The sequence below is a fragment of the Bradyrhizobium sp. SZCCT0153 genome (assembly GCF_018129995.1).
GTDB classification, from domain to species: domain Bacteria; phylum Pseudomonadota; class Alphaproteobacteria; order Rhizobiales; family Xanthobacteraceae; genus Bradyrhizobium; species Bradyrhizobium japonicum_G.
This window is the reverse complement of sequence record NZ_JAFCKS010000018.1, coordinates 1-23,553: the sequence shown is the minus strand read 5'-3', so window position 1 is coordinate 23,553 and position 23,553 is coordinate 1. Positions and strand designations below refer to the sequence as shown.

Annotated in this window: 24 protein-coding genes and 1 pseudogene; 23 read left to right on the top strand and 2 right to left on the bottom strand. The window is 64.3% G+C overall.

Features of this window, described 5'->3' with window-relative positions; genetic code table 11:
* From JQ572_RS34520 to JQ572_RS34420, 21 genes are all read left to right on the top strand, one after another.
* Positions 1-450: flagellin (locus JQ572_RS34520; RefSeq protein WP_283814127.1), on the top strand; the 450-nt coding region annotated here is incomplete at its 5' end.
* 271 nt (positions 451-721) lie between these two features.
* On the top strand, positions 722-1,639 hold the full coding sequence (locus tag JQ572_RS34515; RefSeq protein ID WP_211387292.1) for a flagellin N-terminal helical domain-containing protein: 918 nt from the start codon (positions 722-724) through the stop codon (positions 1,637-1,639).
* 298 nt (positions 1,640-1,937) lie between these two features.
* Positions 1,938-3,566, top strand: coding sequence for a flagellar basal-body MS-ring/collar protein FliF (gene fliF / locus JQ572_RS34510; protein ID WP_211387291.1), 1,629 nt, complete (start codon positions 1,938-1,940; stop codon positions 3,564-3,566).
* Positions 3,563-4,267, top strand: coding sequence for a hypothetical protein (locus tag JQ572_RS34505; protein WP_211387290.1), 705 nt, complete (start codon positions 3,563-3,565; stop codon positions 4,265-4,267). The genes fliF and JQ572_RS34505 overlap by 4 nt, the downstream gene beginning before the upstream one ends.
* Before the next feature lie 6 nt (positions 4,268-4,273).
* Positions 4,274-5,599: a MotB family protein gene (locus tag JQ572_RS34500; RefSeq protein WP_211387289.1), complete on the top strand. Its 1,326-nt coding sequence runs from the start codon at positions 4,274-4,276 to the stop codon at positions 5,597-5,599.
* Complete coding sequence (locus JQ572_RS34495) at positions 5,596-6,792, top strand: chemotaxis protein (RefSeq protein WP_211387288.1); 1,197 nt, start codon at positions 5,596-5,598, stop codon at positions 6,790-6,792. The genes JQ572_RS34500 and JQ572_RS34495 overlap by 4 nt, the downstream gene beginning before the upstream one ends.
* A complete protein-coding gene (gene fliK / locus JQ572_RS34490; RefSeq protein ID WP_211387287.1) occupies positions 6,789-8,144 on the top strand; it encodes a flagellar hook-length control protein FliK in 1,356 nt (451 codons plus the stop codon). Before JQ572_RS34495 ends, fliK begins: the two co-directional genes overlap by 4 nt.
* Positions 8,095-8,676, top strand: a complete 582-nt coding sequence (locus JQ572_RS34485; RefSeq protein ID WP_211387286.1) for a transglycosylase SLT domain-containing protein — start codon at positions 8,095-8,097, stop codon at positions 8,674-8,676. Before fliK ends, JQ572_RS34485 begins: the two co-directional genes overlap by 50 nt.
* 107 nt (positions 8,677-8,783) lie before the next feature.
* Positions 8,784-10,013 (top strand): flagellar hook protein FlgE, encoded by a 1,230-nt coding sequence (locus JQ572_RS34480; RefSeq protein ID WP_211387285.1) that lies wholly within the window; start codon positions 8,784-8,786, stop codon positions 10,011-10,013.
* A gap of 34 nt (positions 10,014-10,047) precedes the next feature.
* The gene (gene flgK / locus JQ572_RS34475) at positions 10,048-11,523 is read left to right on the top strand and encodes a flagellar hook-associated protein FlgK (protein WP_211387284.1); all 1,476 of its coding nucleotides are present in this window, start codon (positions 10,048-10,050) and stop codon (positions 11,521-11,523) included.
* Between the two features lie 3 nt (positions 11,524-11,526).
* Positions 11,527-12,573, top strand: a complete 1,047-nt coding sequence (locus tag JQ572_RS34470; RefSeq protein WP_211387283.1) for a flagellar hook-associated family protein — start codon at positions 11,527-11,529, stop codon at positions 12,571-12,573.
* Between the two features lie 68 nt (positions 12,574-12,641).
* A complete protein-coding gene (gene flaF / locus JQ572_RS34465; RefSeq protein ID WP_211387282.1) occupies positions 12,642-12,986 on the top strand; it encodes a flagellar biosynthesis regulator FlaF in 345 nt (114 codons plus the stop codon).
* The gene (gene flbT, locus JQ572_RS34460) at positions 12,986-13,396 is read left to right on the top strand and encodes a flagellar biosynthesis repressor FlbT (protein ID WP_211387281.1); all 411 of its coding nucleotides are present in this window, start codon (positions 12,986-12,988) and stop codon (positions 13,394-13,396) included. The genes flaF and flbT overlap by 1 nt, the downstream gene beginning before the upstream one ends.
* A 14-nt stretch (positions 13,397-13,410) precedes the next feature.
* The gene (gene flgD / locus JQ572_RS34455; RefSeq protein ID WP_211387280.1) at positions 13,411-13,833 is read left to right on the top strand and encodes a flagellar hook assembly protein FlgD; all 423 of its coding nucleotides are present in this window, start codon (positions 13,411-13,413) and stop codon (positions 13,831-13,833) included.
* Complete coding sequence (gene fliQ / locus JQ572_RS34450) at positions 13,830-14,096, top strand: flagellar biosynthesis protein FliQ (protein ID WP_018453982.1); 267 nt, start codon at positions 13,830-13,832, stop codon at positions 14,094-14,096. Before flgD ends, fliQ begins: the two co-directional genes overlap by 4 nt.
* A 76-nt stretch (positions 14,097-14,172) precedes the next feature.
* On the top strand, positions 14,173-16,254 hold the full coding sequence (gene flhA, locus JQ572_RS34445) for a flagellar biosynthesis protein FlhA (protein ID WP_211387279.1): 2,082 nt from the start codon (positions 14,173-14,175) through the stop codon (positions 16,252-16,254).
* Positions 16,251-17,003, top strand: a complete 753-nt coding sequence (gene fliR, locus JQ572_RS34440) for a flagellar biosynthesis protein FliR (protein WP_211387278.1) — start codon at positions 16,251-16,253, stop codon at positions 17,001-17,003. Before flhA ends, fliR begins: the two co-directional genes overlap by 4 nt.
* A 6-nt stretch (positions 17,004-17,009) precedes the next feature.
* Positions 17,010-17,429, top strand: a complete 420-nt coding sequence (locus JQ572_RS34435) for a hypothetical protein (RefSeq protein WP_211387277.1) — start codon at positions 17,010-17,012, stop codon at positions 17,427-17,429.
* On the top strand, positions 17,426-17,902 hold the full coding sequence (locus JQ572_RS34430; RefSeq protein ID WP_211387293.1) for a rod-binding protein: 477 nt from the start codon (positions 17,426-17,428) through the stop codon (positions 17,900-17,902). The genes JQ572_RS34435 and JQ572_RS34430 overlap by 4 nt, the downstream gene beginning before the upstream one ends.
* A gap of 42 nt (positions 17,903-17,944) precedes the next feature.
* On the top strand, positions 17,945-18,457 hold the full coding sequence (locus tag JQ572_RS34425) for a flagellar biosynthesis protein FlgN (protein ID WP_211387276.1): 513 nt from the start codon (positions 17,945-17,947) through the stop codon (positions 18,455-18,457).
* Positions 18,454-18,912 (top strand): hypothetical protein, encoded by a 459-nt coding sequence (locus JQ572_RS34420; protein WP_211387275.1) that lies wholly within the window; start codon positions 18,454-18,456, stop codon positions 18,910-18,912. Before JQ572_RS34425 ends, JQ572_RS34420 begins: the two co-directional genes overlap by 4 nt.
* 138 nt (positions 18,913-19,050) lie before the next feature.
* Here the strand turns inward: JQ572_RS34420 and JQ572_RS34415 are convergent, their stop codons facing one another.
* Positions 19,051-19,815, bottom strand: coding sequence for a response regulator transcription factor (locus JQ572_RS34415; RefSeq protein WP_211387274.1), 765 nt, complete (start codon positions 19,813-19,815; stop codon positions 19,051-19,053).
* Between the two features lie 817 nt (positions 19,816-20,632).
* On the opposite strand from JQ572_RS34415, the gene JQ572_RS34410 reads away from it, so the two are divergent.
* Positions 20,633-21,574: a hypothetical protein gene (locus JQ572_RS34410; RefSeq protein WP_211387273.1), complete on the top strand. Its 942-nt coding sequence runs from the start codon at positions 20,633-20,635 to the stop codon at positions 21,572-21,574.
* A 13-nt stretch (positions 21,575-21,587) separates the two neighbouring features.
* Here the strand turns inward: JQ572_RS34410 and JQ572_RS34405 are convergent, their stop codons facing one another.
* Positions 21,588-22,166, bottom strand: coding sequence for a MarR family winged helix-turn-helix transcriptional regulator (locus tag JQ572_RS34405; RefSeq protein WP_211387272.1), 579 nt, complete (start codon positions 22,164-22,166; stop codon positions 21,588-21,590).
* A gap of 675 nt (positions 22,167-22,841) precedes the next feature.
* On the opposite strand from JQ572_RS34405, the pseudogene JQ572_RS34400 reads away from it, so the two are divergent.
* A pseudogene (locus JQ572_RS34400) lies at positions 22,842-23,444 on the top strand (dienelactone hydrolase family protein); the annotation flags it as partial.
* Positions 23,445-23,553 lie beyond the last annotated feature (109 nt).

The following is a 23,553-nucleotide window of genomic DNA, read 5'->3' as shown; positions in this document are numbered from 1 at the left end:
TCGCGCGTCGGTGGCACGCCCACGATCGGCTCCATCACCGTGACGACCGCCAACTACTCGCTCTACACCAGCACGCAGAACGGCCTCCTGGACACGGCGGCCAGTTCGAGCGCTCCGTCGATCGACACGATCAACATCTCGGCGCTGACCGACTCGGCGGCTGACCAGACCCTGCTCGATGGCTACATCGCGCAGGTCACCGCCGGGATCAATTCGGTGGCCTCGGCCGCCGCCAATCTCGGTGCCGTCAAGAACCGCATCGCGACCAACACGGACTTCGTGAAGTCGCTGATGGACTCCGTGGACCGCGGTGTCGGCCAGCTCGTCGACGCCGACATGAACCAGGAGTCCACCCGTCTGGCGGCTCTCCAGGTCCAGCAGCAGCTCGGTGTGCAGGCGCTCTCGATCGCCAACAACAGCAGCCAGAGCATCCTGTCGCTGTTCCGCTAAGCCTTCAACCATCCAGGGGGGGGCCGCGCTTCTCGCGAAGCGCGGCCCTTTCGTTTGGCGCGACGTCCTGCGCGCCGTCATTTCGGCAGCCCTGTTGCCGAGGGGGCACAGAGCCACAAGCCTCGCACAAGCTTCGCTCGCTAACATCGCTGCTACGACAGGTTGGGCCTAACGCGCATTTCCGCAGCCCAAAGGCATGACGCCGCCCTGTCGTACCGGTGCAAGCCCGGTATGTCCCCCAAGCTCAATTCAATCTCAAAGGGACATCAAAATGGGTTCTAGTCTGCTTACCAACTCCGCCGCAATGACCGCGTTGCAGACGCTTCGGAACGTCAGCTCCAGCCTGCAGACGACCGAAAACCGGATCTCGACCGGCCAGCGCGTCTCGACCGCCTCGGACAACGCCGCCTATTGGTCGATCGCGACGTCGATGCGCTCCGACAACGCCGCGCTCTCGGCAGTCTCCGACTCGCTCGGTCTGTCGGCCGCGACCGTCGACACCGAATATACCGCTCTGACCTCGGTCATCGGCGACAAGGACTCCGGCCTGACCAAGCTCCAGGCGCTGCTGGTCGAAGCCAAGACCGCCGGTATCGACCGCACCAAGATCCAGGCTGACATCACCCAGATCCAGCAGGATATGAAGCTCAAGGCCAATTCGGCGACCTTCAACGGCGTGAACTGGCTGAGCACGACGACCGGCACCACGCCGACGAGCTTCAACCTCGTGTCGTCGTATTCGCGCGTCGGTGGCACGCCCACGATCGGCTCCATCACCGTGACGACCGCCAACTACTCGCTCTACACCAGCACGCAGACCGGCATCCTGGACACGGCGGCCAGCACGACTGCTCCGTCGATCGACACCATCAACATCTCCGCGCTGACCGACTCGGCGGCTGACCAGACCCTGCTCGATGGCTACATCGCGCAGGTCACCGCCGGGATCAATTCGGTGGCCTCGGCCGCCGCCAATCTCGGTGCCGTCAAGAACCGCATCGCGACCAACACGGACTTCGTGAAGTCGCTGATGGACTCCGTGGACCGCGGTGTCGGCCAGCTCGTCGACGCCGACATGAACGCGGAATCGACCCGCCTTCAGGCGCTGCAGACCCAGCAGCAGCTCGGCGTTCAGGCGCTCTCGATCGCCAACCAGAACAGCCAGAGCATCCTGTCGCTGTTCCGTTAAGCCGCGGCTTCGAAACCGGCCGTGCTCCCAAGGGAGCACGGCCTCCGCCATGAACGGCGGATCCGGTGGCACAAGACGTGCCCGCAATCGACCTCCCGACGCCAGACTCGACCCAGTACGTATCGCCGATCGCGCTGTCATTCGCCCGATCGCCCGCACGTTGCCGCCGATCGCGTCGTTCACTCGCTTGCAAAATTGCAACGCCTCGCCGGCGAACCGGCACATTCGCATTCTCGCGCAACCTTCAGACAAGGTTGGCAGCGGAGTGTCCTCTACGTTCGCATCGGTACGAGGTCACATGCTGCTCAGTCGTGCGCAGATACAGCAACTGCTCAACAATCTTCTGGAGCTTGGGCCGCGACGCCTGATGGCCCTGGGACTGATCGGCTTTGCCGTTCTCGTCACCGTCGTCGGCGGCGCCTATTATCTGAGCCGGCCCGAATTCGAGACGCTCTATACCGGCCTCAGCCGGGAAGACGTGACGCGGATGGGCGCCGCGCTGCGCGAGCAGAACATCACATTCGACGTCAATACCGCCGGCGATGCGGTTTCGGTGCGCCCGAGCCAGACCATGCAGGCGCGAATGCTGCTCGCCGAGAAAGGGCTGCCGACCAGCGCCAATTCCGGCTACGAGCTGTTCGACAAGATCGGCTCGCTCGGCCTGACTTCGTTCATGCAGGAAGTCACGAAGCTGCGCGCGCTCGAAGGCGAGATCGCACGCACGGTGCAGTTGATGAAGGGCGTCAAGGCCGCAAGGGTGCATATCGTGCTGCCGGTGCGCGGCTCGTTTCGTGCCACCCAGCAACCGCCGTCGGCCTCGGTCGTGCTGCGTACCGACGGTGCGATCGAGGCGCGCACGGCGCAGTCGATCCGTCACCTCGTCGCGGCCGCGATTCCAGGCATGACCCGCGACAAGGTGACGGTGCTGGATGCCGACGGTTCGATGCTGCTGGCCGAAGACGACGAGGCGAGCGCCGCGCCGACCAAGATGGCGAACCTCCAGAAGACGGTCGGCGGGATGGTGCAGGAGAACATCCGCAAGGCGCTGACGCCGTATCTGGGCCTCGACAATTTCGAGGTGAGCGTCGCGCCGCAGCTCTCCACCGACAAGCGGCAGATCAACGAGACCGTCTACGATCCGGAGACCCGCGCCGAGCGTTCCGTCCGTAACGTGCGCGAGAAAGAATCGTCGCAGAACGCGGATCGCTCGACGCCGACTACGGTGCAGCAGAACCTTCCGGACCAGCAGGTCAACGCCGGCGGCACCAAGAACTCCAGCGAGGACAAGACGCGCCGCGAGGACGTCACCAATTTCGAGGTCTCGTCCAAGACCACGACGACGGTGAGCGACGGCTATCTGGTGAAGAAGTTGTTCATCGCGGTCCTGGTCAATCGCGCGCGCCTCGTCGCCGACCTCGGCGACAAGAGCAACCAGGCCATCGTCGACAGCAAGCTCGCCGAGATCAGCCAACTCGCGGCGACGGCGGGTGGGCTGGACAAGCAGCGCGGCGACCAGATCCAGGTAACGGCCGTCGACTTCATCGAAGGCTCGCGCGAACTGGCGCCGGTGCCGCCGATCAGCTTCGTCGAAATGATCAACAAGCAGCTCGGCAGCGTCATCAACGCGGTGACGATCCTGGCCGTTGCATCGATGCTGGTCTGGTTCGGGCTTCGCCCCGCGGTCAACGGCATTCTGACCCATCGCGCTGCGCAGGAGCAGACCGAGGCGGCAGAAGCTGCCCAGCTCGAGGCCGCCGGAGCCCTTGCATTGGCTGAAAGCGAGGAGGCCGAGCTCAACCTCGTCGAAGATCTCGAAGGCAAGATGCAGCGAACGCCGCAGAAGCGGCTGGAGCAGATCGTTCGGCTCGATCAGATGCAGGCGGCAGCGATCCTTAAAGACTGGATGCGACGCGAGGAGGCGGCATGAACGCGGCAATCGGAAAACTTCTGACGCAGTTCGACGCGAACGGCCGGGCCAAGTCGCCGCCGCCTCCGCCGCCCAAGATCCAGGACGTGCTGACGAGGCAGAAGGAGGTCCGGCGCGAGCCGCAGCCCCAGCCTCAGCTTCAGGGTCAACCGCAGCCGCAGCCTCAGCCTCAGTCGCCGTCTCCCGCTCCGAAGGCGGAAGCTCCGTCGGCCAACCTTCTGGACGATGCCTATCGGCGCGGCCATGCCGCGGGCGTCGCGGAAGGCGACGCCCGGATCGCCGAGGAGCGGGTGCGCAGCGCGATCCGGCTCGGCGAGGAGCGGGCCAAGTGGTCCGACCAGCAGGCGGTCGCGGTCGTCAGTGGCTTCGAGACGGCTTGCCGCGAGATCGAGACCAACATCGCGAGCTCCGTCGCACGGATATTGCTGCCGTTCCTGGCTGAGGCGGTCCGCGACAAGGCGATCGGGTCGCTGGTGGAGCAGATTGCGGCGCTGACCGGCAATTCGCCGGTGCCGGTGTTCAAGGTCACCGGCCCGAGCGAATTGCTCGACCTGGTGAAGATACAGCTCGATACGGCCCGCCGAACGGGTATCGAGTACGAGGCCGCCGAGACCTTCGAGGTCCGCGTCGTCGCCGACCAGACCGTGATCGAGACTCAGCTCTCGGCCTGGAGCGAACGCCTGAAAGAGGCGCGCCGGTAGCCCGCCATGAATGAGGTCAAAGCAGAGCTCGTCATCATCCGTCGGCGGAGCGCCTTCGACGACGAGAAGCCGCACGGTGGCGTCTGGAAGATCGCCTATGCGGACTTCATGACCGCGATGATGGCGTTCTTCCTGGTGATGTGGCTGATCAATGCGCTGAACCAGGACCAGAAGCAGGTGGTGGCGAGCTATTTCAATCCGATCAAGCTCGCGGAGAACGCGCCCGCGCCGAAGGGCCTCAAGGATCTCTCCAAAAAGGAGCCGTCGTCGTTCGAAGGCCAGGACGGCAGGCGTCAGCCGGCCGGACCCAGCGAGGAACGTCGCGGCGACTCCCCGACCGCCGAGAAGCCGCCCTTCTACGAGGAGAAGGTCCTGTTCCGCGATCCCTATGCGACGCTCACCGAGATCGCCAACAGCGCCAACCAGGCCTCGGGCCAGCGGCGCGCCGGCGCGCTGACGTCGGCCGAAGAGGACGGCCTCAAGGGTGGCGACGCCTACCGAGATCCCTTCGATCCCGGCTATTGGAAGCTCGCGCCGCAGGCGTCCAAGGATGCCGATCGCATCATCGAGAGCGAGCCCAAGCCGAATGCGTCCGCGCGCGACAATGCGGCCGGGACAGTTCAGGGCGAGCCGCAGGCGCGTCGTGCCAGGGCGGACGATGCCGCCGGAAACGTGGCTCCGAACGCCGATGCTTCGTCCGCAAGCCTGTCGCCTCTGCTGCCGCCGGGGCCTGCGCCGTCGCAGTCTGCACGCGACGGCAACGCGCAGCCGGGCGCCCAGTCTGGCGTTCAAGCCAACGCCGCCGCACCCGCGCGGCTCAACGATACGACAAAGGAGTCCGAGCCGCGCGATGCGGCCCAGACGCAGCAACCGACGGTCAAGCAGCTGCAATCGGCAATCGCAGAGGCGCTGTCGGACATCAAGGCCGGCGCGGGACCGGCGGCCGAGGTGCGTCAGGTCGAGGAAGGACTGCTGATCAGCCTGACCGACGACGCCAGCTTCGGCATGTTCGCGGTCGGCTCTGCTGAGCCCCGGCCGGAGCTCATCCGCGTGATCGACAAGATCGGCCCGCTGCTGACGAAGCGGCCTGGCATGATCATCGTCCGCGGACACACCGACAACCGGCCATACAAATCGGAGACCTACGACAATTGGCGGCTGTCGACGGCCCGTGCGCAGATGGCCTATTACATGCTCGTCCGCGCCGGCGTCGATGCGCGGCGGATCGAGCATGTCGAGGGTTACGCCGACCGGCGGCCCAAGCTTCAGAACGATCCGGCGGCCGCGCAAAATCGCCGGATCGAGATCCTGATCCGGGAGAAGCGTCCTTGATCAAGCCACTGCTCCGCGCCGCGCTGCTGGCGCTGCTGCCGATAACGGCGGCGGGCGCATTTGCCGAGCCGGCACCGGCTCCGGCGCCATCGACATCGGGCGAGCCATATGAGCTCGTGCGCGCATTGCAGGCCGCGCAGGACGGCATCGCCAACGGCGATACTGCGGCGTATGGCAAGCACATCGCGTTGATCCGGCAGATCGGCGAAAAATTTGTCGCTGCGGATCCGGGCGTGTGGAGCAACCCGCAGAACGGCCAGGCCGTCGTCATCTATCTGCTCAGCGGCGGCGGGCCGCAAATCGTCCGCAAACTGCCGCGCGACAAGCTGAACGTCGACGCACGGCTGTTCGATGGTGCGCTTGCCTATGTCGAGGGCCGTCAGGACGAAGCGCGCGAGTTGCTCAAGGACGTCAAGCCGCGCACGATTCCGTCGGGCCTGGGCGGACAGGTCGCACTGGTGCAGGGGGCGCTGTTCGCGCGCACCGAGGCGTCGCTCGCGATCGAGCGCCTGGACGACGCGCGCCTGCTCCTGCCGGGCACGCTGGTGGAGGAAGCGGCGCTGCGGCGCCAGATCCTGCTGGTCGGCCAGGCGGAGGATTTCGACAAGTTCGAGTTCCTGACGCAGGCCTATATCCGCCACTACCGCAACTCGGTCTATGCCGGGGATTTCTGGCAGCGTTTTTCCACGGGCGTGACGCAATCGAGCCTCGCGCTCGATGAGCGCCGCTTTGCGCGGATCGTCACTCTGCTCGAGCAGATCGATCGCGCGAGCCGGCTCAAGCTCTATCTCGTGATCGCGCGCACCGCGATGGTGCGCGGACGGCTGGTCGTGACCCGGCTTGCCGGCGAGCGCGCGCTCGCGCTCAGCGCCGATGCCTCGGCGGATCGCGAGCGCGCGCATTTCTTCCGCGGCGCCTCGCAGGCGCTGACGGACGAATATGACGGCGGTATCGCCGAGCTGAAGGCGCTCGACCGGTCGAAATTGCCCGAGCGCGATCTTCCGCTCCTGAATGCAACGCTGCAGCTCGCGCTCGATGTCCGCAAGCCGTTCGCGGGCGGAACGGTCGCCGCAGCCGACAAGCCTCCGGTCACGCCGGCGCGTCTCGATCTGGCATCGTCGGCCGCGACGCTCGCGCGCGCGCAGAAGCAGTTCGGCGAACTCGAACTTCTCACCAGGGATCGCCGTCCATGACGAAGCTCAGTGGAACCTCCGGACAGGTGTTTTCGGGACTAGCCGAAAGCCTCAGCATGCGGGGCGCATCGCGCTCCGGCAAGAGTGCCGCGGCGAAACCGCAGGCGGACTCGTCGTTCAACGATCTGCTCCACACCGTCTCGAACCTCGCCAAGCGGGCCCTGAACGATGAGGGCGGCGATACGGCCGTCAAAGCGGCAACGCTTCGGACGGGCCTGGCGCATCAGAGCGACAAGGACAAAGCAAGGGACGAGACGGCGCACGACGGCACCGCGACGGTCGAGGACTCCAAATCCACCGGGAAATCCCCCGCGAAGAAGACCGGCAAATCGTTGGAGAAGCAGGCTCCGGTCGACCCCGGCGAGAAGGCCGACGTCCAGAACCGGCCGGGGATTTCCGCAATCGTCGGACAGGAGATCGCCGCCGCACCGGCCGCGAAGCCGCAGCTGCAAGCAACAGCCGGCGACAAGCAGGATACCCCCGCGCGCGGCGAGCGGTCCTTCACTGCGAAGCGCGAAGTTCAGGTCACGGACTTGACGAAGGCGGCAACGGCCGAGTCCCGCCCGTCTGCTGTCGCTCCGACCGCTGCGCGCTCGCAGGCCGCGGCTCCGCGAGCGATAGACGCCGCCCAAGCGCTATCGACGCAAAGCGAAGAGCCGTCGAAGGCGATGCCCATTGCACCCGGCTTCGAGGCCGTCGCCGCCAATGTCGAACGCGCCGCCAAGGCCTCGGCGCGGGATGCGCTGCCCGAGGCGACCAAGGTCACGGTGATCCAGCAGGAAACCCATCTGCCTCCGGCGCAGTTCAACGCCCCACAACAAATTGCCAATGCCGTCGTCGCCGAGCTGAAGGAATCTCCGGTGCCGGCGGCGTCCGCAGCTCCCGATTCTGCGGCATCCCAGACCTCCGCGCCGGACCAGCCGCTCAAGATCCTGACCATCAATCTCGAGCCGCCCGCGCTCGGCAACGTCACCGTTCGGCTTCGTCTCGTCGGCACCGAAGTGTCCGTCCACCTTGCCGCCGAGCGCAAGGACACGAGCCAGATGCTGGACCAGCGGCGCGACTCGATCCGCGAGCTCATGCAGTCGGCGGGCTACGTCGCCGACGTTGCCCCTGTCCAGCACGGCTCGTTGGATGGATTCCAGAGCGGCACCGGCCAGTCGCAGTCGCAGCTCTCGGGCCAGCAACAGCCGTCGTCGCAGTCGCAAGGCACGTTCGGCGGCACGAGCACGTCGTCTGGACAATCGGACGGCGGCGCGAAGCAGACCCGACAGGAGCGCCAGTCCAACCAGGAGACGCGTCATGACCAGGACGTGGCGCCGCAGATTCGTCGCGGCCCTGTTTATCTGTAACGCCGGCGCCGCGGCAGCGGCGACCGACAATTCGCGCCCTTGCGAGCGCGAGATGGCGCGCGCGTCCCAGCAGCACGGGATTCCGCTCGGCATTCTCTATGCGGTCGGCCTGACCGAGACCGGGAGGCGCGGCGCGCTTTATCCCTACGCGCTCGGCGCCGAGGGACAGACCGTCTTCGCCAAGGACATGAACGACGCGATCGCGAATTTCGAGGCGATGCGAGCCAAGGGCATCAAGCTGATCGACCTCGGCTGCATGCAGATCAACCACTATTATCACGGCGACAAGTTCGCCTCGGTGCGGGCGATGTTCGATCCCGCCAGGAACGTCGACTACGCCGCGCGCTTCCTGAAGGAGCTCAAGCAGCGCGAGGGCAGCTGGACAATGGCGGTCGCCCGCTACAATGCGGGGCCCAACAACCAGCCGGCGCAGAAGCGCTACGTCTGTCACATCGTCGCTCATCTCGTCTCCAGCGGCTTCGGCGCGTGGACCGACAAGGCGCGCTCATTCTGTCAGGCCAAGACCACCTGAAGAGACGACCCGAGGAGCGACATCAAGTTGTGCATCGTTCCCGATCATCAGCCTCGCGCAAGCAACAACCCCCATTGTAACTGCAACCTACCAAAGGAGCCCAATTCATGAGCCTGTATGGTGTTATGCGCACCGGAGTTTCCGGGATGAACGCGCAGTCCAACAAGCTGTCGACGGTTTCGGACAACATCGCGAACGTCAACACCACCGGCTACAAGCGGGCTTCGACGGAGTTCTCCTCGCTGATCCTGAAGAGCGGCTCGGGCAATTACGATTCCGGCGCGGTCGAGACCACGGTCCGCTATGCCATCACCGATCCCGGCAACCTCCAGTTCACGACCTCGACGACGGACCTCGCGGTCCAGGGCAACGGCTTCTTCGTCGTGCAGGACCCGAACGGCAACAATTTCCTCACGCGCGCCGGCTCGTTCGTGCCCGACAGCACGGGCAATCTCGTCAACACGGCCGGCTTCCAGCTGATGGGCTACAACATCCAGAACGGTGCCACGCCCACCGTCGCCGCCAACGGCTTCGGCGGCCTTCAGGTCATCAACGTCAACCAGATGGCGCTCCAGGCCGCGCCCTCGACCAAGGCGACCGTGGCGGCCAATCTCGATCCGAGCGCAACCGCGATCGCGGCTCCGGCCGGTCCGGCCAACTACACGTCGAAGACCTCGATGGTGACCTACGACAACATCGGCAATGCCGTGACGCTCGACGTCTACGCCGCAAAGACGGGCGCGAATACCTGGGATATCGAGGTCTACAACGGCGCAACCGCGCTGACGACGAGCGGCCCCGCGACCACGTTCACCTTCGACGTTACGGCGGTCGGCAAGGGTGCGCTGGCCGCCGCGAGCCCGACCTCGCTTTCGGTGGCGATCCCTGGCGGTTCTGCTGCCTTCAATATCGACCTCTCGGCGATGACGCAGGTCGCCTCCGCCTTCGACTTCAAGGCGACCGTCGACGGCAACGCTCCGTCCGCTGTCGAGAAGGTCAACATCGACGACAAGGGAGTGGTCACCGCGGTCCTCAAGAACGGCACCGAACTTCCGAGCTTCCAGATCGCGCTGGCGACCGTGCCGAGCCCCGACCATCTGACGCCCGAAGTCGGGAATGTCTATTCGCCGAACCTGGATTCCGGAAACGTGCAGGTCGGCCTCGCCGGCCAGAGCGGCCTCGGCACGATCCAGTCGGGCGCGCTGGAGGATTCCAACGTCGATCTCGCCGACGAATTGACCTCGATGATCGAGGCGCAGCGCGGCTTCACCGCGAACTCGAAATCGTTCCAGACCGGCGCCGATTTGCTGGACGTGGTCGTCAACCTGAAGCGCTGATTCCCGCAGCGTTCGTCGCCGGCAAGAGCAGATCATGAACCTTACCGCCGCTCTCGAATCCGCCCGCTCCTCGCTCATGGCGTCGGGCATCCAGTCGTCGGTCATCTCGCGCAACATCGCCGGTGCCAGCTCCACCGGCTATTCGCGCAAGATTGCCGTGTTGGACAACCTGCCCGGGACCGGCGTCTACGTGGCGGGGATACAGCGCGCGGCCAGCTCGGGTCTCTACAACAACGTTCTGATCGCGACCTCGTCGTCGGCCAAGCAGAGCGCGATCCATGACGGCCTCCAGAAGATCGCATCTGCCACGGTGGACGATCCGGAACTCGACCAGTCGCCGACGGCGCAGCTCAATGCGCTGAAGCAGGCGCTCCAGCAATATGCCAACGCCCCGGACAACACTACGCTGGCGCAGGCGGCGGTTGCGTCAGCCAAGGACATGGCGACCGCGCTCAACCAGGCGACCCAGACCGTGCAGTCGGTCCGTGAGGGTGCGGATGCCGACATGAAAACGTCGGTCCAGAACATCAACCGGCTGCTCTCCCAGTTCCAGTCCGTCAATACGGCGATCGTGAAGGGCACGATCTCCGGCGACGACGTCACCGACTACCTCGACCAGCGCGACAGCATCGTCTCCCAGCTGTCGCAGGAGCTCGGCGTCACGATGTCGATCCGCACCAACGGAGACGCGGCACTCTACACCGACAGCGGCGTCGTGCTGTTCGACAAGACGGCGCGGACGGTGAGCTTTGCGCCGACCAACGCCTATACGGCCGGCACCACGGGCAATGCGGTCTATATCGACGGCGTGCCGGTGACCGGCGCCAATTCGGTGATGCCGCTGAAGTCGGGCAAGCTGGCGGGCCTCGCCCAGCTGCGTGACCAGGACACGGTCACCTATCAGAGTCAGCTCGACGAGATCGCGCGCGGCCTGATCAATACCTTCAAGGAGAGTGATCAGTCCGGCGCGGCGCTGCCCGACGTTCCCGGTCTCTTCACCTATCCCGGCGCGCCGGCGATGCCGGCGAGCGCCACCGTCTCAGTAGGCCTCGCAGGCACGATCTCGGTTGCCGCGTCGGTCGATCCGGCCCTGGGCGGCAACCCGGATCTGCTGCGCGACGGTGCGATCAGCGGCAACGCCGCATACCAATACAACACCGCCGGCAACGGCGGCTATTCGACCCGGTTGCAGCAGCTCATCGGCGACATGGATGCGTCGCAGCCGTTCGATGCCACCACGCAAGGCAAGCCGAGCGGCAGCCTGATCGACTTCGCCTCGTCGTCAACGAGCTGGATCGAAAACCAGCGCAAGGCCGCGGACGACAACGTCACCTACCAGAACACGCTGCTCGACCGCAGCACTGCGGCGCTGTCGAACGTCAGCGGCGTCAACATGGACGACGAGATGTCCTTGATGCTTCAGGTCGAGCGCACCTATTCGGCGTCGTCGAAGATCATCTCGACCGTCGACGAAATGTTGCAGAGCCTGCTGGCTGCCGTGGGGAATTGAGCCATGATGAGCGCGAACTACATCTCGACGTTGATGCTGTCTTCGTCGTTGAGGTCCTCGATCACGAACAACCAGGCTGCGCTGAGCAAGGCGTCGACGGAGGCAACCACCGGCCGCTTCGCCGATATTGGCCTCGAACTTGGTGCCACGACCGGCAGCGACGTCACCCTGCGGGCGGATTGGAGCTTCGCCGATCAGCTCGTCGATACCAACGGGCTCGTCTCGGGACGCCTGGACGTGACGCAGAACCGGATCACCCAGCTCAGCACGACCGCAACGGACTTCCTCAAGGACCTGATCGCGGCCCGCAGCACCGACGGCGGCGGGCGGATCATCCTGCCGCCTGCGTCCTCCAATCTCCAGGATCTGATCGGCGCGTTGAACGTGTCCTATAACGGCTCGTACCTGTTCTCGGGCATCAACACGCAGAACCAGCCGATCACGGCTTACGCCGCCGGCTCGGCCAGCAAGAACCAGGTCGACTCCGATTTCCTTGCGACTTTCGGCTTCTCGCAATCCTCCGCCAGCGTGAGCAGCATCACCGCCGCTCAAATGCAGACCTTCCTCAACACCAGCTTCGATGCCGAGTTCGCGAGCCCGGCCTGGAACACCAACTGGTCAACGGCCACCGACCAGGTCATGCAAAGCCGGATCTCAACGACCGAGATCGCCGATACGTCCGTGAGCGCCAACCAGGCCGGCTTCCGCAAGCTCGCCGAGGCCTACACCATGATGGCGGATCTCGGGAACACGAACCTGAGCCAGGAGACGTTCCAGGTCGTCGTGGACAAGGCTATCGGCCTCGTCGGTAACGCCATCACGGACCTCGCTGCGCTCGGCGGCAGCGTCGGCACGGTCCAGCAGCGGCTCACCACCGCAACCAGCAAACTGAAGGCGCAGCAGGACATTCTGAACAATCAGATCGTCGGTATGGAGCAGGTCGATCCGGCGGAAGCCTCGGTCCGGGTCAACACCTTGCAGACCCAGATCCAGACGGCGCTCGCGCTGACCTCGCAGCTCCAGAAGATCAGCCTCATCAACTATCTCTGAGTCATAGCCCGTTCGTAAGGCCTGCAATCCTTGTCTTGTTATTCGGTCTCCTGCGCAGAGTTTTCCTGATGACGTTTGAAGCCTATGAAGCGGTCGTCGACGAGAGCGGCTATGAGGCGCGGGGCCGCGAGCGGCAGGCGCTCAGCCTCGGCATCGATCGGCTCGAGCGAATCCAGAAGGGGCGCTTCAGCTTCGAGGATCTGGTCGAGAGCCTGCTCTATGTGCGGCGGCTGTGGACGATCTTCATCGAGGATCTCGCGCATCCGGAGAACGGACTGCCGGACAAGCTGCGCGCCGACATCATCTCGATCGGCCTGTGGGTCGTCAAGGAAGCTGACCGCCTCCGCGAAGAGAAGTCGGACGACGTGATGCAGCTCATCGAAATCAACCGCCTGATCCGAGACGCTCTTTGATGAAGATATCCTTGCGCGCGGGTGAACGGGTCTACATCAACGGCGCGGTGCTGCGTGTGGACCGCAAGGTCTCGCTCGAACTCGTCAACGACGTGATGTTCCTGCTCGAAGGGCAGGTGATGCAGGCCTCCGACGCCACCACGGCGCTGCGCCAGCTCTATTTCATCGTCCAGCTCATGCTGATGAATCCGACCGACGTCCGGGATGCATCGGCCCTGTACGGGCAGCATCACGCGGCCCTGGTCGCGGTGTGCGAGAGCCACGAGATGCTGGTCGGGCTTGGCGCTGTCGACGAACTGGTCGGAGCGACGCGTTACTTCGAGGCGCTCAAGCGGATCCGGGCGCTGTTTCCGGTGGAGCAGGCCATCCTGGCGGGCGCCAAGACCGATTCCCCATCCGAAGCTGCCTGACAGCGGAGAGGCACATGAACGTCACCAGCGCGACCGATAGCACCGGCAAGTCGTCCAGTTCGACCGGTTCCACCACGTCGACGTCGAGCACCGGCGTCGACTACAACACGTTTCTTCAGCTGCTCATCGCCGAGATGAAGAACCAGGATCCGACCAATCCGATGGATACCTCGCAATATATGAGCCAGTTCGCGCAGCTCTCGTCGGTCGAGCAGGCGATGCAGACCAATACGAAGCTCGACGCACTGCTGTCTTCGCAGTCGCTGTCGCAGGCCGACGGCTTGATCGGAAAGACCGTCAGCTTCACGGACTCGACCGGAGCGACCTTCAGCGGCAAGGTCGCTTCGATTTCCATCAACAGCGACGGCTCCGTCGCGACCCTCGAGGACGGCACCAAGGTCGCCGTCGGGCCCGGTCTCACGATCAGCCAGTCATGAATGAACGGGACGCCCTCGACATCGTCCAGGCGGCGATCTGGACCATCATCGTCGCCTCCGGCCCTGCCGTCGGCGCCGCGATGCTGGTCGGCACCATCATCGCGCTGATCCAGGCCCTGACCCAGATCCAGGAGGTGACGCTGACCTTCGTTCCGAAGATCATCGTCATTCTCGTGGTCGTTGCCGTCTCCGGCTCCTTCATCGGGGCCCATCTCTCCACCTTCACCGAGATGGTCTATTCGCACATCGAGCGCGGTTTCTGATCCGGACGGCCCCGGCCACCACCCCCGCGTAAGCTTTGCACGGCAGATTACGCGCCGGATCCTCTGCCGGTGACCCATGGCCGATACGTTAGCTGCTAGCCTGCCGACCCCGCGACGATTGGGCGCCGACGCCTTCTTCGCGGGCGGCATCGTGGCCATGCTCACGATCCTGTTTCTGCCGATTCCGCCGATCCTGATCGACCTCGGCCTCGCCTTCTCGATCGCGCTGTCGGCATTGATCCTGATGGTCGCGCTGTGGATCCAGCGGCCGCTCGACTTCTCGGCCTTTCCGACCGTGCTGCTGATCGCGACGATCCTGCGCCTGGCGCTGAACGTCGCGACGACGCGGCTGATCCTGTCGCGGGGCGGGGAGGGCGAGCAGGCGGCCGGTCACGTCGTTGCCGGCTTCTCCAAGTTCGTCATGGGCGGCGACTTCGTCATCGGTCTGATCATCTTCGCGATCCTCGTCACGGTGAATTTCGTCGTGATCACCAAGGGTGCCACGCGTATCGCCGAAGTCGGCGCCCGCTTTACCCTGGACGCGATCCCGGGCAAGCAGATGGCGATCGACGCGGATCTGTCGGCGGGCCTGATCGACGACAAGGAAGCGCAGCGCCGGCGCCGCGAACTCGAGGAGGAGAGCGCGTTCTTCGGCGCCATGGACGGCGCCTCGAAGTTCGTTCGGGGCGATGCCATCGCCGCCCTGATCATCACGGCGATCAACATCTTCGGCGGCATCATCATCGGCGTCACCCATCACGGGCTGACGCTGTCGCGCGCCGCCGACGTCTACACCAAGCTCTCGGTCGGCGACGGCCTGGTGTCGCAGATGCCGGCGCTGATCGTGTCGCTGTCGGCGGGCCTGCTCGTCTCCAAGGGCGGCACCAGGGGCTCAGCCGAGCAGGCCGTGCTGCGGCAGCTCAGCGGCTATCCGCGCGCGGTGTCTGCCGCCGCGCTGATGATGTTCGTGCTCGCCTTGATGCCGGGGCTGCCGATGGCGCCCTTCCTGCTGCTCGGCGGCGTCATGGCATTCATCGGATACGCGCTGCCGAGGCGGCAGGCGGCGCGGGAGCGGAAAGAGGATGCGCGCAAGGCCGACGAGCGCGCCCAGTCCGAGGCCAAGGAATCCGTCAAGGAATCGCTCAAGACCGCGGAGATCGAGCTGGCGCTCGGCGGCCACCTTTCGGTCCATCTGCTGGGCTCGCGCACCGAGCTCGCGCACCGCGTGGCCAAGATTCGCAAGAAGTTCGCCAAGCAGTACGGCTTCGTGATTCCCGAGATCAAGCTCACCGACAATCTGTCGATCGACCCCAAGGGATACCAGATCAGGCTCCACGACACCCGCATCGCCCAGGGCGAGCTCCGGCTCGGCGAGGTGCTGGTGCTCGTCGACAAGGACGGCAAGCCCGACGTGCCCGGCGAAGAGGTGATCGAGCCGGCCTTCGGCATGAAGGCATTGTGGGTGACCGACGCGTTCACCGACGAGGTCAAGCGGCAGGGTTGCAAGCCGGTCGACAATCTGTCGGTGCTGCTCACGCATCTGAGCGAAGTGATCCGGGCCAATCTCGCCCAGCTTCTGTCATACAAGGATATGCGCGGCCTGCTCGACCGGCTCGATCCCGAATACAAGCGCCTGGTCGAGGACCTCTGCCCGTCGCAGATCTCGTACTCGGGCCTGCTGGCGATCCTGAAGATCCTGCTGGCCGAACGCGTGTCGATCCGCAATCTGCATCTGATCCTGGAGGCCATCGCCGAGATCGCGCCCCATGTGCGGCGCTCCGAGCAGGTCGCAGAGCACGTGCGCACGCGCCTTGCCCAGCAGATCTGCGGCGACCTCTCGGACAACGGCGTGCTCAACGTGGTCCGTCTCGGCAACCGCTGGGACCTGGCGTTCCACCAGAGCCTGAAGCGCGACGCCAAGGGAGACGTCGTCGAATTCGACGCCGATCCGCGCCTGATCGAGCAGTTTGCGACCGAAGCCAGCGCCGCGATCCGCAAGTTCACCGAGAACGGTACCAGCGTTGTGCTGGCGGTGACCCCTGAAGCCCGTCCCTATGTCCGGATGATCCTGGAGCGGGTGTTTCCGACGCTGCCGATCCTGTCGCATGTCGAAGTCGCGCGCAGCGCAGAGATCAGAGCGCTCGGAGCCATATCGTGATCAGCGGCCTCGCCGACAGCGTTCTGGTGACGTTCATCGTGTTCTGCCGCATCGGCGCCTGCCTGATGCTGGTGCCCGGCTATTCCAGCGTCAACGTCCCGGTCCAGGTCCGCCTGTTCGTCGCACTCGTCACAACGTTTGCGCTGACGCCGATCCTGATCGCTGTCCTGAAACCCCTCACGGACAATGCCGCGCCGCTGACGCTCGCGCTCCTGATCGGCTCAGAGCTCGTGGTCGGCAGCGTCATCGGGCTCGGCGGTCGCGTGTTCTTCCTCGCGCTCCAGACCATGGCCACCATGATGGCGGGCGCGATCGGGCTGAGCAACATCCCGGGAACGCCGATCGCCGACACCGATCCTGCGCCGGCTTTGGTGCCGCTGATCATGGCGGCCGTCACCACGCTGTTCTTCATGACCGACCAGCACTGGCAGGTCCTGCGCGGGTTGATGAACTCCTACGACGTCTGGCATCCCGGCGACAGGCTCGGCGGCGGCATGGCGCTCGACCAACTCGTCGGCCGGCTGTCCGAGGCGTTCGTGCTGACGCTGCGGATCACCAGCCCTTTCATCGTCTATTCGGTGATCGTCAACCTGGCGGTCGGCCTGATCAACAAGCTGACGCCGGCGATTCCGGTCTATTTCATCTCGGTGCCCTTCGTGCTGTGCGGAGGCTTCCTGCTGCTCTACCTCACCAGCGACGAGCTCTTGACGCAATTCATGCTCGGCGTCTCGTCGTGGCTGGCGGAGTGACCGGTCATGACGTCGCGCGCGGACAAGCTCGGCCGGATGGTCTCGCTCGTGAAGCTCCAGCTCCGGCTGTCCGAATGGCAGCTCGCGCAATTGCGGCAGCAGGAGAGAAGCTTGCAGGACGAGCAGGAATGGCTGGTCGGGACCCTGAACGACGGGACGCCCCCGGCGGGATCATCGAGCGAATCGATCGCGCGGCGCTTGAGCAGGACGAGCGTCGGCGCACGCGCGGTTCAGGCCCAGGCCTCGCAGCAGCTCGACCAGGTCCGCGCGGAGAGCCGCCGTATGAAGCAGCTCGAACAGGTCGCGAAGGCGGCACTCGCGGAAAAGCTTCGCGACGCCGAAAAGCGATCGCTCGAGGAGATGACGGGAACCAGCCTCATTGTGCGCGAGTGGACGCCACGGCCAGCCAACCGGACCAAGACATGATCGTAACAGCGACAACCGACCTCGTTCTCGACGTTCTCGATGCGGCCGACCCGGTAGCGCAGCGCGCGGCGACCGCCAAGCTCGACGGGCTGAAAGCCTCCGATGCCGATTTCGCCGCCACGATGGATGCGGAGGTAGGCAAGGCTGCGGCGGCGGCCGATCAAGCGGCGACGAAGCTTTCGGAAGCGCAGCCGGGTGCGGTGAACGGGGCTCCGGTGCCGGTGATCAAGGCGCCGGCTTCGGGCGAAGTGTACCGGAAGTTCGAAGCTTTCATTCTCCAGACCTTCGTCGAGACGATGTTGCCGAAGGAGTCGGAGGAGGTCTTCGGCAAGGGCACGGCCGGCGGCGTCTGGAAGTCGATGCTGGCGGAGCAACTGGGTGCTCAGCTGGCGAAGGGCAAGGGAATTGGCATTGCCAAGCAGCTCGCCGCCGCGCATCCGGCGGGGCCTGACGTTACGGGCAAGGGCGGATGACGATCCGGAAATGGAAGACAGAAGTTGAAGGGTGAATTTCCTATGCAGGCACAAGATGGCGCGGCGACCCTGGTGATGGAACAGCCGGTCGTGGAAACCGGGGCGATGACGACGGCAGCCGCGACGACCGACGTGCTGTTGCCCGTGCCGCTGCCGAATGGCGGCGGCGAGATCGTGAGCGACGGCGCGGACGCGGCGAGATCCGACGAGGTGCGCGGCCTGCTGGCCGCGATCCGCCGGCTCGAAAGCATCGTCGAGGAGGAGACCGCCGCGCTCTCGACGGGCAATAAGATCGATTTCGACGATTTCAGCGCCCGGAAGAGCCGGAGCATGCTGGAATTCGTCCGCTTGATGCGGGCACGAATGCATCTCGGCGGCGAGGTCGAGATCACCGAGGAGATCCAGCGGTTGCGCGAGAAGCTTGAACGGAATCGCGCCATCCTCGAGATGCATTACGACGCGGTACGCGAGGTTGCGGCCATCATCGTCAAGGCCATCAGGGACGCCGAATCGGACGGCACCTATACCGGTCGCGCAGCACAGGACGGAAAATGATCAGACTCGTGCTGGCCGGGCTCTGGGTATGCATCCTCACCGCGGGCACGAGCTATGCCGTGGCCTATTGGAAGGAAAACGGCAGCCTGCTGCCGGCGAAAGACGAATATCTCGAGGGGCTGCAGTACCAGAAGACGCGGGCGCTGAGCGTGCCGATGGTCGAGGGCGGCAACGTGCAGGGCTATATCGTCGCGCGCTTCGTCTACACCGTGGATGCGAGGACCTTGCACCAGCTCACCGTTCCGCCGGAGCCGTTCGTCGTCGATGAGGCCTTCCGCAGGATCTATGCCGACGACCGCCTCGACTTCAGAAAGCTCGCCCGTTACGATCTTTCCATCCTCACGACGGCCATCAAGCAGCGCGTCAATGAGCGGATGCAGGCCGAAATCGTCCAGGACGTCCTGGTCGAGGATTTCAACTACGTGTCGAAGGACGAATTCCAGCAGAAGCCCTGACGCACCAGCCGGCCCCGGAGCGTCGCGGGACCGTGCCTGCGTTCGCCGCCTCTATCGTTGAAACTACAACGGCCTCTGCGAAATTGGTTCGCAGAGGCCGTTGTCGGTTTCGAGGGTGTGCGCCCCGCCGGTTCAGTTTCAAGCCGGATACGCCGCCGGGGCGGCATGTGCCCGGTTCAGGAGAATGCCGACCTCGTCGAGCTCCTGCATCGGCACGTCAATGGTCTCGCCTGCCGGGATGTTGAGGCGGTATCCGACGTAGCGCCGGGCCACGATCGCGTCGAAGCCGAGGCGGTCACGAAGTTTCTTGCGCAGCTTGCTGACGTGACTCTCGATGACGCTCTCGTCGAAGGTCGACTCGAAGATGCCGTAGACCGCGTTGAAGATCTGCGTCTTGGTGATCCACTTGCCGTGGTTGCTGACCATATATTCGAGAATGCGCAGTTCGCGGCGGGGCAGGGTGAGGGCGTGGCCCGCGATCTCGGGGTCACGTCCGTTGAAGAAGACCTGGATCCTGGTCTCGCAGGGCCTCGGCAGTTCGCCCACGCGACGGCGCGCGATCGCGGCCGTTCGGGCGAGGATCTCGCGGAGATGAATCGGCACGTGCACGACGTCATCGACGCCCGATTCGAACAGCTCGAGCGTGTTCTTGAGCATCTTCTGGCCGCTCATGGCGATGATGGGCGCCGAAGAGCGCTTGCGCATCGCCCGCGGCAGGCTTCCACGGGCGTCGCAATCCCCGAGGAGGAACGCGTCCACCGCAGCCAGATCCGATTCACTCGCAGATTGCAGCCAGTCCCAGAATTCTCCGGAGGAGAAGCCGATCGACGATACACCTTCGCGAACGAGCCCTCCGACGTAGCTGTTCGCGACGCTCTCGCGATCATCAACGATAATATACATCAGTCTTTCGCCCCTGTTTCGCAACTGTTGCGGCCGGTTGTTTGTTGTGATGCCCCGGCTCGGCAACGATGCTGTTTGACGACATTCCTTCCCGCGAACCGCTATTATGGTTTCGATATTCGCGGGCAGCCCTACGCATTCAGTGCCTGCGTCTCGCAGGCCTGCTACTTCGACTCGATACTGAACGCTTACCGCGTGAGGCCCGGCGGGTGTCTTACGGATCACCCCGCGGAGCGGATTGAGAAAGCGACCTAGAACAGTTGCGCCAGGTTGCTCATCGCGTCGGAACGCTACTGCACTGTGTCGATCTCCTCGCCAACTGGCGAGAATCACTTGAGTAGGACCGTAACAATTGCCGATTTCCGATCAAGCGTGCGCAACAAAGCGATTGCTACACGTGCTTGATGCGGTTGGTTTGTTTCGGGTTGTTTCTTTGTATATCCAATCGCATCAGTTGATTTGGAATTCGAACTAGTTTTGCACCGTGGCGGTTCTAAAGTTCCGCATCCCCGTATGATTGCAGCCATTTTGGGTGGTCTTGCAGGTCATGCACATCGAGTGGTTTTCAATCCGGGATTGACTCTCGCCGTCGCGTTTCCACGTGCGACAATTCGACTCATTATGGCGAGGTGACTCCAGTTTGGCGAAATCTTGGCGGGTGTGTGTCTTTCGAGTCGCACTCTCGCCACGTGTATGACTCGTCGGACTCATGTGACGTCGTCGCACGCGATGAAAAGTTTTCGATACGCACGTTTCGGGCAAGCTTCGGCAAATAACGTCATCGTCCGACAGATCGAACCGAACGGAGCATTCCCGCATGTTGTCCGATGGACAAGCTCGTCCCAACGCGACCGCTGATGTTTCCGCAGCGGCGAAGCCGGCTGCGGAGGTGCGCGATGTCAGGGACAATACGGCGCGAGCCCCCAAGCCCGCTGCGAATACTAAGCGTGTGTCGGCGGCAGCGAGTGACGAAACTCTGGCAAAAGAGGCGCTCGAGGGTCTGAAGCGTATTCGCGCCAAGGCGCGCCTCGACAAGATGGCGATACCGAAGCCTGCGCCGACCGTGATCAAGCCTGCAGTGATCGTAGCCAAGCCGCCGCCGCCGCGCCCGACATGGGTTGCGCCGCTCGCCACATTGGCGGTCGCTTCGATCCTGGTGGTCTGTGCCTGCACCGGCGTGATCGCCTATCTCACCACGCAGCCCGCCCAGAGCAGCGTCGCAGCCAATACGGAGATCAGGATTCTGCGCGAGACGGTGGCGCAGCTACGCAAGCAGGTGTCGGGCGTGTCCGAAAATCTCGACGGCCTGCGCACCGCGGTCGATCAATCAAGCAAGGCAACCAATGACCGTTTTGGCCGTTTCGCCGAGAACCTGGATCGCATCGAACGGGTGAGTTCGTCCTCGACGGTGAAGCTCGACAAGCTCGCCCTGGCCCAGGTCCAGGCTCCGACGCCCACCGCCTCGCAACCGCAACAGCCAGTGCCGATGATGGCTTCGGTCGCGGCACCCGAGATCACGGGATCGGTGCCTCCATCCGAGCGCGGGTCGGCTCCGCGAAAGGCGGTCAAGGGCTGGTCGGTCCGCCAGGCCTATGAGGGAATTGCGATCCTGCAGGGCCCCAGCGGCGTCATCGAGGCCGTGCTGGGACAGCAGGTGTCCGGCCTTGGCCGCATCGAGGAGATCAGAAGCGAGAACGGACGTCTGGTGGTGGAGTCCAGCGGGGGCGTCATCTATTCGTCACGAAAGGCGGCACCCTGATCGAAGGCCGCTTCTATTGACGGTGATGCTCGAAGCTGGTGCATAGCAGATCGACCTCCGCCTCCGCGATCGGCGCGCGAAACAGGCGGCAGCTGAACTCGACCGTCGTCTTGCTGTCCGTCGTGGTGCGGTCTTCGCGGAGGAAGATGCATCGCTTGCAAACGTCGGTGTGATGCCGCTGCTCTGCGGCGTCCGACTGATCCAGCACATGCCGGAACGTGTCGCGGAAGCGGATCTTTGCCTCGTCGTCGAGTACGTCGATCGCCTCGACGAGGACGTTGACGGGGTCGCGCACCAGGAACTTCTTGCCCTGCTGCGTGACGCTCAGCATCACCGAGCGCTTGTCCTTGGCCGAGCGCTTTCGCTCGACATAGCCGAGCCGCTCCAGCTCGCCGATGATGAACGAAGCAGTGCCGCGCGTGGTGCCGACGTAACTCGCGAGCGCCGACGGTGTTCGGGAAAATCGGTTGGCGCGGGACAGGAAACGCAGCGCCATCCACTCGCGGTCGCGCAACCCGTGCTTGGCGCCTTCGAACCACAGGATCCGCGCGGCCTGCTCCAACAGTTCAATCGATTCGCGAGCCAAGTTCATTTCAATTCCAGGTCGGATAAAGCTTTATTCAATTGAGCCTTTGGTAGCGCAATCTGGGTGGACGAGGATGAATCTCTCGGGCGATCCTTCCTCCGTTGCCGGAAGGCAGACCGCGCGCGGGAAGAGCCTTGGTTCTGCGGAGGGAACTTCCGGACGTGGAACTAGAGCTTCACAAAGAAAGTTCGAGTAAATCGCCTCGCTCAACTCTTCCGATAATTTCAGTCAAATGACCGAAGTTCGCGCGCGGATCTCCGATGGCTTGCGATGCGGGAGCAACATGATGTGTTGTTGCGGCTACGGCAGAGCTCATTTGTTGCCGCGACGTGCTTCGAATTGCGCGACGAGGCGCATCGGCTGCAACTCCCGGCAGCGCAAGTCAGGACGAGGGAACCGCCATTTTCGGTTAATGGATGTTGCGCCGCAGCGCAGCCAGCCGGTTAAATCCGAAATACGATCGGGCCTGGGAATGCCAGCGTGCCGTCCGTGATCGAGCAAGCAAACCGTTCAGCATCTTGTTGCGACGAGCCTGATGCCCGAGGCCGCGCCGGTGAAACAGCGCCGCAAGCAGGCCTGATGGCGGCAGCGCTCGCAGGCTGGTGATTTGCGTTTGGCCGGCAACCAAGGGCGAATGCGCCGCCTGAAGGATCGGGGCCAGGCATCAGGAAGGACCGACCGATGAGTCTCGAAACCACCATCACATCCGACGTCGTCGGGCTGACGAAAGTCGCCCCGGTCTCGCGTCGCGGCTTCATGAGCGTCACCGCGGCTGTAGCCGCCGGCTACACGCTTGCGGCCGGGCCGGTCCGCGCCGAGGTGATCACGACAGACACCAACGGTCTCCAAACCGGCGATGCCAGGATCAAGGTCGGCTCCGACGAGATGCCTGCATATTTTGCCCGCCCCGCCGGCAATACCAAGGCGCCGGTGATCATCGTGGCGATGGAGATCTTCGGCCTGCACGAATACATCAGGGACGTGACGCGGCGCCTCGCCAAGCTCGGCGCATTCGCGGTCGCGCCCGACTATTACTTCCGCAAGGGCGTCGATCTGACAAAGGTCACCGACATCAAGGACCTGCTGCCGGTCGTCAATGCCAAGCCGGACGCGGAGCTGCTGTCCGATCTCGACGCAACGGCGGCGTGGGCAGGATCACAAGGCGGCGATACCACGAAGCTCGGCATCATCGGCTTCTGCCGCGGCGGTCGCACGGTCTGGGAATATGCCGCCCACAGCGGCACGCTCAAGGCCGGCGTCGCGTTCTATGGTCCGCCGGTCGATGCGCCTAGGTTCTGTACCTATAATCATTGAGCGTTTGCGTTTGTTGTGATTCAAGGTCCCAGGAGGACCTTGATCATGGCCCGGTACGATGTTTCGGAGACCGAGTGGC

Coding starts and splice junctions, on each gene's coding strand:
- JQ572_RS34430 (WP_211387293.1), top strand. CDS start 17,426: ATGATCGTAACAGCGACAACCGACCTCGTTCTCGACGTTCTCGATGCG.
- fliF (WP_211387291.1), top strand. CDS start 1,938: ATGCTGCTCAGTCGTGCGCAGATACAGCAACTGCTCAACAATCTTCTG.
- flaF (WP_211387282.1), top strand. CDS start 12,642: ATGACGTTTGAAGCCTATGAAGCGGTCGTCGACGAGAGCGGCTATGAG.
- fliQ (WP_018453982.1), top strand. CDS start 13,830: ATGAATGAACGGGACGCCCTCGACATCGTCCAGGCGGCGATCTGGACC.
- JQ572_RS34420 (WP_211387275.1), top strand. CDS start 18,454: ATGATCAGACTCGTGCTGGCCGGGCTCTGGGTATGCATCCTCACCGCG.
- JQ572_RS34470 (WP_211387283.1), top strand. CDS start 11,527: ATGATGAGCGCGAACTACATCTCGACGTTGATGCTGTCTTCGTCGTTG.
- JQ572_RS34515 (WP_211387292.1), top strand. CDS start 722: ATGGGTTCTAGTCTGCTTACCAACTCCGCCGCAATGACCGCGTTGCAG.
- JQ572_RS34505 (WP_211387290.1), top strand. CDS start 3,563: ATGAACGCGGCAATCGGAAAACTTCTGACGCAGTTCGACGCGAACGGC.
- JQ572_RS34435 (WP_211387277.1), top strand. CDS start 17,010: ATGACGTCGCGCGCGGACAAGCTCGGCCGGATGGTCTCGCTCGTGAAG.
- JQ572_RS34415 (WP_211387274.1), bottom strand. CDS start 19,815: ATGTATATTATCGTTGATGATCGCGAGAGCGTCGCGAACAGCTACGTC.
- JQ572_RS34410 (WP_211387273.1), top strand. CDS start 20,633: ATGTTGTCCGATGGACAAGCTCGTCCCAACGCGACCGCTGATGTTTCC.
- JQ572_RS34480 (WP_211387285.1), top strand. CDS start 8,784: ATGAGCCTGTATGGTGTTATGCGCACCGGAGTTTCCGGGATGAACGCG.
- JQ572_RS34485 (WP_211387286.1), top strand. CDS start 8,095: ATGACCAGGACGTGGCGCCGCAGATTCGTCGCGGCCCTGTTTATCTGT.
- flhA (WP_211387279.1), top strand. CDS start 14,173: ATGGCCGATACGTTAGCTGCTAGCCTGCCGACCCCGCGACGATTGGGC.
- flgK (WP_211387284.1), top strand. CDS start 10,048: ATGAACCTTACCGCCGCTCTCGAATCCGCCCGCTCCTCGCTCATGGCG.
- JQ572_RS34500 (WP_211387289.1), top strand. CDS start 4,274: ATGAATGAGGTCAAAGCAGAGCTCGTCATCATCCGTCGGCGGAGCGCC.
- fliK (WP_211387287.1), top strand. CDS start 6,789: ATGACGAAGCTCAGTGGAACCTCCGGACAGGTGTTTTCGGGACTAGCC.
- JQ572_RS34405 (WP_211387272.1), bottom strand. CDS start 22,166: ATGAACTTGGCTCGCGAATCGATTGAACTGTTGGAGCAGGCCGCGCGG.
- flgD (WP_211387280.1), top strand. CDS start 13,411: ATGAACGTCACCAGCGCGACCGATAGCACCGGCAAGTCGTCCAGTTCG.
- JQ572_RS34425 (WP_211387276.1), top strand. CDS start 17,945: ATGCAGGCACAAGATGGCGCGGCGACCCTGGTGATGGAACAGCCGGTC.
- flbT (WP_211387281.1), top strand. CDS start 12,986: ATGAAGATATCCTTGCGCGCGGGTGAACGGGTCTACATCAACGGCGCG.